Genomic DNA, 12,084 nt, shown 5'->3' with positions numbered 1-12,084 from the left:
TTATGTACATGCCAAAAGTTAAACCAAAACGCATCATAAGTGTTTATAAGGGAAAAATTGAAGTAAAAGACCTGATATTCAAAATAATATCGCTGACAGCAAGGAGATAGCGGACAGAAACAAAAGCAAGCCGGTGAAGTATTTTTTACCGGCTTGAAAAAACCAACTCAAGTATGATTAGGAATCCTCGACGGGATCAGGTAACCTTTTTCTTTTTATGAAGAACTTTTTTATTTCAAAAAATAGCAAGGTAATAACGGGTAAAATGACCTCGAATGGAAAAGCGTAATATTTATAGATATTGTTGGCCCAATCGAACATTTCAGACGTATTTCTGTAGAATATGACTGATAAAAGCAGCATGGAGAGCCCGAGTATCCCCACTACCTGTCTGTAATTCTTAAGCCCGAACAGATTTGCTACTCCAATGCAGGAACTGTATAAACATACATTAATTTTAATGAAGCCCGCAAAAAGGAAAACCATTGCAACCGTTATTTCAATTCTCTCCAGGAAGTCGCCTATATTTACCAGCCGCACTGAAGAATAGGTCGGAAAGAACTCAATTGATATATTCGGCACTCCCAATGAGAGAAGTGTCCGCACAGATACCAGCACTATGAACAGGCCGCTTATCAGCAGATTTAAAAAGTAAACCTTATAAACACTGGCTTTAGAATTAAGCTGATTAAAAAAGGCCAGAAAAATTACAGTCTCTGAAAGAGGAAATGCGAATACTGAAAATGCACTGTCTATTACAGGCTTAATTCCATAAAAAAGTATGGGTTTGAAGTTTTCAAAATTCAATATGGGTGCGAAGAGGAAGGTAACCGCCAAAATTACGATGATAGTGATTGGAAATATAATGGCGGTCCACCTGCAGATAACTTCAATACCCGCCTTTACGGCCCAGATGCACAAGAAAACCATAAATAAGCCGACAATGCTCTGGGGAGTTTGAGGCAATGAAACACTTACAATGAACTCGGTAAAATTTCTAATTACAAGTGAACCAAGGTGAAAAGAGTACCAGGTAAAAAGAACTGACAGGAGTTTTCCTGCCACTTTTCCGAATACGATCTCAAAAATTTCATATATGTTCTTAGCCGGGTAGAGCTTTTGAATTTTGCAACAAATCAATATTATAGGAACTTCCAAAAGCATTGAAATTAAAATTGCTATCCAGACATCATTTTTTGCAGTTCCTCCTGCTCCAAGCACAAGTGTACTGCCCAGTGTAAACATGATCATTACGGCTAATCCCTGTTTTTGAGTAATCAGTTCTTTTTCCATATTACCATTCCTTTCTGTACAACTTAAAGGATAAATCATCCCAGGCTCCATATAAGACTGATTAGTTTCTTCAAGGGCTCAGAGGGACTGGGGATACTTATCCCAATTGTAATCAACAGAGACATAATAAATATAAGTATCGTCAATGAGGAAAAAAGCGAAAAAAGCAGCCACCTCTTTTCCTTGTACATCTGAACAAGGTCTCTTATATAGAAAGCAAGAACAATTGTGAACAATAATAAAAAAGTCAAGTTCAGTCTCCCATCATAATCGGGTTTGAAAGCAACCCGGCATGTTTGATTCTAACCTCTGCATTTGCCTCCACCTGTACATTTTTAAAAAAATCATCCCAATCGGGCTTAATTTTCTTCCACAATTCCGGCATATCCTGTTTTACTTTCAATCCGAAGCCAAATATGTCGATATCATACTCGGATTGTACTGCCTTTATAACTCTCTCCACATTCTTCTTTAACTCAGCCTGGGTTTGTTTTTCCAATTTTTCAATTTCAGATTGGCTGGTAAATTTGATTTTATTGTCATCAATTTCACCCAAGGTAGTTTTGGTTTTGATACTGATTTCAAAAGAAAGTTTACCCTTTGAATATACAGGTTTTACATACGTTTTATTACTGTCGATGTCCAGTGTAAAATTACCGGCATTATTATTATTTTGTGTTTTATTAACAACTAAAAGGCCGCCTTTAATTTTGTCCATCACAAAAAGATAATATTTAGTGTCATCTCCATTGAACATGTACTGAAGCTTGTCCTGTTTGAAAACTGCGGTCCCTATCAATTGGGATGTCGCTTCACCGGCATTCTGAGTCAGGCCTACAACCGGGATCACTGCAGAAATACCTTCATTGCCCAGGGCATTTATAAACTGATAAACCTCAACCTTTGGAGATTTGGACAGTTTTTTTTGTTCATCAAGCATCTTGTTTATTTCATAAGTACGAATCTCTGTGGAAATGCTCTGTGAATCAAGCAGTTTCTCAGCCGTATCTTCATTGGAGACCAGAATATCTATTGATAATCTGGGTTCAGCATCCCTGCTTAAGAAATCAATTATCGGCAATATGCCTTCCTTTGCAACATCCTTGCTTATTATAATGATCTCGGCATGTCCCCAATATAATTTCTGAGCGCTGATTTTGATTGAGTTGCGTATGGCATCGAAAATTGAGTCACCATAGCTCTCCAATTTCTTTGAGTGAACAGGTGCATCTCTTCCTCCGCCTTTCAGGTCAATGATTTCAATACTTAATTTATATTTGCCGTCAGGGGTTTTATCAACTGCCGCTCCCGACACTATTGACATCTGGTTGATTTCCATGTAGTCCCAGCAGCCGGTGCAAAAAATCGAAAGTACAGTAATGGCTAATAGAGAACCTAATAATCTTTTTATCATTTTTTCTCTTTTCCTTTTGATTGTCGTAGCTTATTATTTTGCGACAGCAATTTAGGTCTGTAATTCATATACCATAATGGTGCCCTTATTAAAGTATCCTTCAGGTCTTTCGGCTCCATTGAGGTCAAATATAGTAAATATGGTACTCCAAAGGATCGGATTTCACACAGGTGTAATATGGCACCTGTAATTCCAAAAATGAGACCATAAAAACCCATAAATGCGGACAAAGCTAAAAATACAACTCTTAAAATCAACGCTGGCCCTTGCATTTTCGGAATCATAAGACTGGTGATTCCGGAGATGGCAACTACAATGACAATCGGAGCGCTTACGATTTTTGCCTCAACAGATGCCTGTCCCAATACCAATGCGCCGACTATGCTCAGAGCCTGACCGATATTTGTTGGCATTCGGGTACCGGTTTCTATCAATATTTCAAACACCATCAGAAGAAGTAATGTCTCAACAATAGTAGGAAAAGGCACACCCTGCCTGGCAGCGGATATACTTATCAGCAGAGGGGTAGGTATCATCTCCTGGTGGAAAGTCATAAGTGCTACATAAACTGCAGGTACGCATACTGTGAGGATAAACCCGAGTATCCTGAGTATTCTGCTGACTGAGGAGAAGTAAAAATTAATATAATAATCTTCATTTGCCTGGAAATATTCCAGAAACAGGTATGGAACCGTGAGAGCAACAGGAGTTCCGTCTACTATGACGGCTATTCTGCCCTCCAATATTTTTCCCACAACAATATCAGGCCTTTCTGTGCTTCCTACAGTTCTGAACGGAGATAACGGTGCATCTTTTATTAAATCAGAAATATATCCGGAGGCTAATATGCTGTCTATTTTAATGCTGTTTATTCTGTCTTCCAATTCTTTAAGAATTTTTGGATTGACAATACTGTTCATATAACAGAGGCAAATCCTTGTCCTGGATTTGACGCCCACAGTCATAAACCTGAATTTGAGATCAGTGGTCTCCAGTCTTTTGCGCAACAGGGATAAGTTGGTCATTATTTGTTCTGTAAATCCTTCCCTGGGGCCTCTTACTACCTTTTCAGCCTCCGGTTCCTCAATGGCTCTGCCTTTGACTCCAATAGAACCGATAATCAACGCTTCTGATGAACCCTCCAGTAATAACACAGTATTCCCTTTGAGTATCGAATGTGTTAAAATGCTTATATCAGGACTTTTGTGGATATGACCGGCATTTATTACCATATTTTGTAATTGCGCTATAGTATCACCGCTGCTTTTCAAACTGTCATTCTGTAAAACCGGGCGGAGTATATTATCATTAATAATTGAGGTATCAACCATTTCTTCCATAAATAACACGCTGCATTTTATTGATTTGTTATACTGACTTTCGATATTTCTGACAATGAAGGTATCTTCATCACGGAAAATATTCATAAAAAGTTCAATATTTTTTGAAAGCGATGAGTTGATATTACCCGCTCCGGACTGATCGTCCGGGTATGTCAAACACTCACTCTTACTCTTGTTTTTATCCTTATGTTTATTCCAGAATACCAAATTGATCACCGCTGATAATAATTTTTTATTATTGTGTGCAACTTATTTAAGCTTATGCAGGTATGCTGATTCTGACCTGAATATAGCATTATAAACTATCTTCTTTTCTTTCACATGCATCAATAGTTAAAAAACATAATTTTATATTTTTTACCATTTTTGTATAATATTTGTTTAAAATATGGTATACTTTTGACAAATAGTTTGACAAGTACCATTTAGGGTTCAAACATATTTTGTAAAATAAAAATTGAAAAGGAGACTTTTAAAATGAAAATTGTAAGAAAAAGATTATCGGTTTTTGCAATTTTATTTGCAATAATGTGTAATTTAAGTTTTGCTGCTTCGGCAGCAGCGTATCCGTCAACCTCAGCTACATATGATATCTATGATCTGGTCCGCAGCGCGGCTAAGTCTGGAGGATGTTCTCAAATGGTCCCGCAAGGAATTACTTTTGCAAGTGATTACCTGTTGATTTCTGCGTATTGCGGAGACGAAACCGGTACTCATAATTCGGTTATATATGTATTTAATGAGAGTGATAAATCTTATTATGGTACAATCAAGTTACCCGGTACCGCACATGTAGGCGGGGTTGCTTATGACTGCAGTACAAGCGGCAACATATGGGTTTCAAATGGGAATTCTGTCGGGTGTTTTAAATATTCTAAACTGGCAGATTGCAAAGGCAAAGTTTTAAGTGTTACATATAATAGAGTAGCAGATTTGAGCTATTCTGCTTCAACAATGTGTTATGATGCTGTGAATGATTATCTTTGGATTGCACAATTCAGCGAAACTGACTCTGAAAAATCATTTGCACGCTGCTATGCGGTAAACAACAAGACAACAACAAGCCCGACACTGCCGTATCAGTTTCAGATTTCAGTTCCACTGAAAACACAGGGTATTTCAGTCAGAGGAAATAGAATGATGATTTCATCGTCTTATGGAAGGACAAAAGATTCTCAATTGTATTCATATACCTGGGATCAGAGTAAAAAGGTAAATACGCTAAAAAGTACTACAACACTTCCTCCTTTATCGGAAGGCGTTGTAATGGGTACAACTTACGCATATGTTGTCTATGAATCTGTATCACCAGTGTACTACGATACTTGTACCAGCCCTGTGCGATATTTTGCCGCTTATGATATAACAAAATTTGGGATATGATTTTTTTTAAATGACAAACCGAATTTGAAAAGCAAGAGAGGCATTATCTCAACAATAATGCCTCTTATTTTATTCTCTCATATTATATCTTTTTATATCCTTAGTACTTGGTTATTCAAACAGCAATGAATTGGCATTTGGGGTATTTGATTTTGCCATCTTTGTTCGTAATAAAACCAATTACCAGTCAATGGAATCAACATACATTGTAAAATTACCTTGCTCAGAGGTTTCAACCTGAATGCCGAACTGGCACTGCGTCAAATTTACATCCGATGTAAGAGAACGGGTGACTACAAACTCGTTCCATTCACCCTTCTTTACCATGTCATAGCTCTTCCAGGCCGAAAACCATTCTGTTGTAGTCCATGAAGGATCGTGAGGCATGACAAATGGTTGAATTGTTTTTATTGGAGCGTCTGCAGGTATCCAGACCCTGAAGGTCATGGTTTGTCCGGGGTCAATTACCGGTACACTGCTATTTACTACAGCATCCAGCTTTCCGTCTGCTGTGGAGGCAGCCTCCCACTTAAGCGCTTTATTTCCCTGGAATGCTTTTTCTGATGTAACAGATAGGACTGATGCAGTACTGCTGGAGACAAAACCGTTAAGAGTTCCGTCCTCAAAATTAATATTAGAATTGTCACCCGTAGCAGTTGAAATGGATACGGAATCTGTTGCCGAGGCTGACAGGCCTTTGTCATCAATAACTGTTAAACTTACGGTATAGGTTCCGGGAGCTTTGTACTTGTGAATAATCTTTGCCCCCGTGCCTTCGGTACCGTCACCGAAATCCCATGAGTAAATGGAAATATTTCCGTCAGGATCGATTGAAGCTGTGGCATCGAAACTAATATTATCCCCGGTAAAGGCTTCCTTTGGTGATACACTTATAGCCGCTACAGGCGGTTTATTTTCTGAAGTGTAAGGCAGGCTATGTATTATATTAAGTAAATACTGTTTCAAAATGCTGAAGTCGACTGCGTCTACAGTGCTGTCCAGATTTAAATCCAGGGCTTTATTATATTCAATATCAGGGTCCATTAACAGTTTTTTGAAATAAGAGTAATCCAAAGCGTCAACTGATCCGTCATTGTTGGCATCACCATACAGTATCGGAGCAGCATTAGAATCGAGAACAATATGGCATACGGTCAATGCAGGGATCGTGTAAGTTAATTTATTGCTGTTAATAGCTTCTATAGGGGCTTTTTCAGTAATATTAGCACTGCTTCTGTCAAATGACCATACCCTTCCAGCAGTGTAATTTTTACTGCTGTTAATATCGAAATTTACTGTCATCGGACTGTCATAATTTTTATTTATTAAAATAACATGTAATTTTGAGTCGTCATTTTCATCAACTGATGCATAAACCGAACTGTTTTCAACATCCGAGGTTTCTGCTTTTACCTTTGTGTTACCATATGCCGAACCATTTCCGTCATAGTTGGTATACATATTTATGCCGGCTGCCGTGTAGCTTCCGCCGCCCCATACTGTGGCAAGGTATACACCGTATTTTCCAAATATGCCCAAAACATCAGCTTGGGCTATACCTCCGGTTATATGGTTGTCCGCGCCATATGAATACTCTGTGAATGCAAGCTTTGTTCCGGGATTGTATTGGTCAATGGAAGCCTGTACCTTCGGCAGCAAAGGCAGCCTGGAGCTGAAATACTGCGCAATCCAGCTATCCTCTGTATATGTGGAGTCCCATAATGTTCTTGGCGCCTGAAGACGTGCTTTGTTGCACTCAATATTTGCGGGATCTTCATTAAAGCAAATTCTCTGTCCGCCGCCTTGGGCTTCCGGATACCAGTGCAGGTCGAGTGTGTCAATCAGTCTGGTACCTTGCTGGGTTGAGGCCTTTTTCATGTTGTCAAGATAATAATCCAGGAACCATGCATAATTTCCTTTAACATCTGCCCAATCAGTTGCGGTCTGGAAGTCGTTATATTCTGAAAATCCATATGCTACCAGGCCAAAGGTTTCGGCATCCGGGTCAACGCTTTTAACCGCCTTTGCAAGATTGATGTTTTTGTCAACCAGCTCGGCACAGGTTGGTTTCTCCGGGTGAATTCTAGGATGTGTGTTGGACCAGAGAGCTGGTTCGTTGTCTATGGCATATCCTTTTATACCGGTAGGTGTCGATGCACGTCCATACTTATTTACAAGGAAATTGACGAATTCATCCATATAAACATAATTGTCGGTTGTATCAGGAGTAAGAGACAGAGGTGCATCCTTTTTAAATTTAACCTCTTTCCATCTGCTGGATGGTGCTGTATCGCCGGCTGTTACCGTACCGTTGGCATCCGCAGAAACATAGCCTGCAGCCTGCAGAGTAACCAACGAGTATTTTTCACCGGCTGCAAGGTTTTTGTCCTGAAAATCGGATACAACTACACCTGGTTCACTCCATCTGTCTGTTGGGATATTATTGTTTGTCAGCAAATAGGTATCATTGGAATGCTGCCAGTCACTTCCCGCACTTGAGTAGTTGTTTTCCCAGTTGTAGCCTGTCGTCCTGTTACCGCCGAATCTTTTCGAGGTCAATTTTGCATTGTTAAATTCCCAGTTTCCACCATAAATATAAGGACTGATGGCAGCTCTTTCCGCTGCTGTGTCAATACTTACGTTTATTGTGCCGTTGGTATCGGCGGATACGCTGCCTGCCGGAATTAAAGCTGTCAGCAGCAATGAAAAGCCGACAACCCATGCTCTGAGCCTTATTCTCATATTTACATTCACCATTTACTTTACACTCCTTCTGTTTTGATTTTGCGCATTTTTCTGATGCCGGATATGGAATATTCAAACAGCACAACCCCCCTTTTTTTCTTTTACATATTTACCCAGCACAGTCATGCTAAACTAAAAATTGTCATATTATCAAAAATTAACATGTTTAATTAGATTTTAACATATTTTAAAAGGAATAAATTGTAATATTTTCTGTTTTTTACATTATTTGTATAATTGTTAAAATTAGACATATAATTTAAAAGGGAGCATTATCTTTTGACGTGCAAACCCGTATGAGACTGGGTTTGGTAACCTTAACAGGCTTGAAACTATAATAGATGCGGACAACGTAATAGTAATCCCAAATATTTATATCTTCTTTTCTTTCATATAAACTAATACTCTAATTTATTTAGGACAAATTTTAATATTCAGTGAATGTGAATATAAATGAAATAGAAGTCAGCTCCTGATTTAAAGATGCTATGAAAGAAATTTCAACAAATGCAGCAAGGAGGTAGCAGGGCAATGCTGGGATTCAACAAGCCTGATATCAATTATCACATAGGAATATATGTTCGGCAGAGCAGAGATGAAAATGAAGAAAATCTTGAAACAATTGAAACTCAAAAAAAACTATTGGTTGATTATGTAAAAAGAAATAATATGGGGACAATATACAAAACGTATGTCGATGATAATGTGTCTGGGTCAGGCTTTGAGAGAAATGCTCTGGAAGAGCTGAAAAAGGATGTGTTGTCCTGCAACATTAATCTAATAGTACTGAAGGATTTATCAAGACTGGGAAGGAATAATGCCAAAACATTACTTTTTCTTGACTTTCTTGAGGAATACGGTGTGCGTGTAATAACCTCCGACGGGAGATATGACAGCCTGAAGGATAATGAAACGGTGGGCATTGATACGTGGTATAACGAACGGTATGTGCGGGATATTTCAAAGAAAATAAGGGCAAATCTGCGGTTTAAAATAGAGCAGGGTGAATACATAGGAAATGCTCCTTACGGATATGTCAAGTCTGTTAATGAGAAAAACAAGCTGGTAGTGGATACAAGAACCGCTCCGGTAGTCAGGGAGATATTCGGACTGTATAAGCAGGGTTATGGCTATGCGGCAATTGCAAATATGCTGAACGGGAGAGGGTATCCTTCACCGTCTTCAAAAAACTCCGACATTCCCATAACTCCCTGGAATCAGGTGGCTGTGCAGAGAATACTCTGCAACCGTGTATACATTGGCGATACGGTTCAGGGTGTAAGTGAAAAAATAAGCTTTAAGAATAAGAAAACCAGAAGACTTCCCTTTGATAAATGGATTATTACAACAAATACCCATGAGCCCATAGTAAAGAACGAGGATTTTGAGGAAGTCCAGAAAATAAGAGCGAAAAAGCGCTCAAATCAGGGATATAACAGGAATATATCCCATCTGCTGAGCAATATGCTCTATTGCGGAAAATGCGGTAAGGCAATGTATGTGAGAGTCCGCAAGGACAGACCTGTAGGGTACATATGCAGTTCCTATTCCAAAAATGGGAGTGAATGCTGCTCCAGTCATTACGTTACCGAACAGACGATAATTGATGTCATTTCCGACGAACTGTTGGAAATGCTGTCAAATAGAGAGTTTATAGACAGCTTCAGCCTGAAATACTGTAATGAGGAAGATGACAGGCAGAAGAGGTATGAAATGGCGCAGAAGTTGGAGCAGCAGATAGCTGCCAAGCAAAAGCAGCAGGACATATTGTATCTTGACAGGCTGGAAGCAAAAATATCGGAGCAGCTTTTTATCAGAATGAATAAAAATATTGAAGAGCGTATAAGTACTCTGAGAAAAGAGACGGAGAAACTGCTGGAGGAAGAAAAAAAGCAGCTTGACAAAATGCATGTGGTAGAAAATTTTATTAACAGGATAAAAACCCAGGGGATCAATAAGAATATTATCGAGCAAATGGTCAACAGGATAATTGTTTACGACAGCAGCGACAGTGCTGAACTCAGGAACACAGGTATGAGCATGGAGGAAATAAAGAACGGGCTGATAGTTATTGAATATAACTATAACAATTGGAGGGAAGGGTAAAAAATAAACAATAGAATAAATTTAAAATAAGCCAACTTTGAGACTGTTTCACAGGTTTTGGAGCTGGCTTATTTTGGTGAGTTACTTCGAAATATTTAATAATTCAGTCGCTTGATGTAAAAATTTACAATTAATATTATAAAAATTGTAATATGCTATTGAATATTTTGGATTATTTTGGTATAGTATGCAATATAAGTTATGACATAGCCGCTAAAAGGTCAAGCGACTGTCTCTTTTGGAATAACTTGAGGTCATAGTTTGATTAATATGACAGCAATTCTTGAAGGTATTTTAAATATAAAAATCTTTTTAACAAAAATCTTTTTTATCCAATCAGTCAAATTAATATGCACGCACAGGATCTTTTACATTCTGAAATTTAATAAAAACATGGAGATAAATCATAAGAAAGCTCATATTCTTCGGTACGGCTTCAGCATGGAAACTCGTGACAGCTTTGGAATCCTGCCAAATAAAAACATCGCAAGAATAATTAAATTAACATAATAAAGGAGAATACAATCATGAAAGAATGTATGAAAAGAATAATGGCACTGATCTTGACAGTCTCAATTTTAGCGGTTACTGAAATCTGTACATTTGGAGAACCAGTTGATAATTTGAAATTTTCTGATGTAAAAGCTACTTCCTGGTATTATTCCTATGTCACGAAACTTATGGAGCTTAAGATAACTGCCGGCATCGGCAATAACATGTTTGGACCGAATCTGTCAGTTACACGGGCTGAATTCGTTACTTTCCTGTGCAATGTCAAGGGATATGAACAAATGCAGGGAAATCCATTTGCCGATTCTCAGAAAAGCTGGGCATCAGGTTATATAACAGCTGCTTTGGCAAACGGAATAATTGATCTGCCTGCTGATCAGAAATTCAACCCCAATTATGCAATAACAAGGCAGGAGGCGGCTGAAATGGTATGCAGAGCTTTGAATATAGCTCCCGACGAAACAACAGAATCGATCTACACAGATGTTTCTGCCGATGCAGGGTATTCTGCTGCAGCATACTCCAACTATCTCATGCGGGGATCGATTGAAAATAATAAGTTTTATTTCAAGCCGGATGACAGGCTTACCAGGGCTGAAACTGCTGCTATTATTGTCAATGCATATGATTGCAACATTGATAAGCTGGATTATCTCAATAAGAAAATCAGTGAGGAAAAAGCAAAAAAAGATGAAGCTGAGACTAAAGCAAGGAGACATCAGGAATGGCTTGCCGGCATGGATAAGGGTGTGAGTAAGGAATTACTCAGCTGTACTGATCTATTGGGTGATTATTCCCTGGAGGAACAGCATTTCAGGCTTATGGATGACTTGGAGAATGGTAAATGGCCAGGTTGGTCAAGTGTAACTGGAATTTCAGATGATGAACTTGCTGATGAGATGGTTAAAGTCGGTAGAAAGGTAGTTGAACTATGGATTAATGCAGATTATAGAAAGATCAACATTATAAAAACCGATTGGGCAAATGTGATGATTGGTGGCTTTGATGTGGATAGTAGAATTAAAAAGATAAAAGATAATATATGGGTAAGAGAAGGATATTTTTATACCGGTAAAAGTCTTTTAGCTTATGACTCCACGGATCAGCCAACTTTAAGGGGTACTATACGATATAGATGGATAAATCCATCTGAAAATACAGGAGAAAATAAAGTTGGTGTCTGGTATGAAGAAGAAATTAAACTAGGCTTTTACCCTCAAGATTCAGGAGTAAAAGCAAATGGTTTTTGGTATAGACTCACTGATACACGCATTGTAAAGTGAGGTTAAT

At 38.4% G+C, this 12,084-nt stretch carries 7 protein-coding genes; 3 read left to right on the top strand and 4 right to left on the bottom strand.

Features of this window, described 5'->3' with window-relative positions; all coding sequences use genetic code 11:
* Nucleotides 1-177 precede the first annotated feature (177 nt).
* From CTER_RS22505 to CTER_RS22490, 3 genes are all read right to left on the bottom strand, one after another.
* Nucleotides 178-1,293 (bottom strand): GerAB/ArcD/ProY family transporter, encoded by a 1,116-nt coding sequence (locus CTER_RS22505; protein ID WP_004629615.1) that lies wholly within the window; start codon nt 1,291-1,293, stop codon nt 178-180.
* 253 nt (nt 1,294-1,546) lie between these two features.
* On the bottom strand, nt 1,547-2,707 hold the full coding sequence (locus CTER_RS22495; RefSeq protein ID WP_004629761.1) for a Ger(x)C family spore germination protein: 1,161 nt from the start codon (nt 2,705-2,707) through the stop codon (nt 1,547-1,549).
* Nucleotides 2,704-4,266 carry a spore germination protein gene (locus tag CTER_RS22490; RefSeq protein ID WP_040761907.1) on the bottom strand — a complete coding sequence of 521 codons (1,563 nt, stop codon included), beginning with the start codon at nt 4,264-4,266 and terminating at the stop codon, nt 2,704-2,706. The genes CTER_RS22495 and CTER_RS22490 overlap by 4 nt, the downstream gene beginning before the upstream one ends.
* A 261-nt stretch (nt 4,267-4,527) precedes the next feature.
* On the opposite strand from CTER_RS22490, the gene CTER_RS22485 reads away from it, so the two are divergent.
* Entirely contained in the window at nt 4,528-5,433 is a 906-nt protein-coding gene (locus tag CTER_RS22485) for a hypothetical protein (RefSeq protein ID WP_004630234.1), read from the top strand.
* A 180-nt stretch (nt 5,434-5,613) separates the two neighbouring features.
* On the opposite strand, the gene CTER_RS22480 is transcribed toward CTER_RS22485, so the two are convergent.
* On the bottom strand, nt 5,614-8,190 hold the full coding sequence (locus tag CTER_RS22480) for a glycoside hydrolase family 44 protein (RefSeq protein WP_004630112.1): 2,577 nt from the start codon (nt 8,188-8,190) through the stop codon (nt 5,614-5,616).
* Between the two features lie 519 nt (nt 8,191-8,709).
* On the opposite strand from CTER_RS22480, the gene CTER_RS22475 reads away from it, so the two are divergent.
* Both CTER_RS22475 and CTER_RS27210 read left to right on the top strand, forming a co-directional pair.
* Nucleotides 8,710-10,284: a recombinase family protein gene (locus CTER_RS22475; RefSeq protein ID WP_004629582.1), complete on the top strand. Its 1,575-nt coding sequence runs from the start codon at nt 8,710-8,712 to the stop codon at nt 10,282-10,284.
* A gap of 527 nt (nt 10,285-10,811) precedes the next feature.
* On the top strand, nt 10,812-12,077 hold the full coding sequence (locus CTER_RS27210) for an S-layer homology domain-containing protein (RefSeq protein ID WP_004629908.1): 1,266 nt from the start codon (nt 10,812-10,814) through the stop codon (nt 12,075-12,077).
* Nucleotides 12,078-12,084 lie beyond the last annotated feature (7 nt).

Origin of the sequence: Ruminiclostridium cellobioparum subsp. termitidis CT1112, from assembly GCF_000350485.1 — a bacterium.
In the GTDB taxonomy this organism is placed as follows: domain Bacteria; phylum Bacillota; class Clostridia; order Acetivibrionales; family DSM-1351; genus Ruminiclostridium; species Ruminiclostridium termitidis.
Note: the sequence above shows the minus strand (reverse complement) of the source record. Positions and strands in the feature narration are given on the sequence as shown.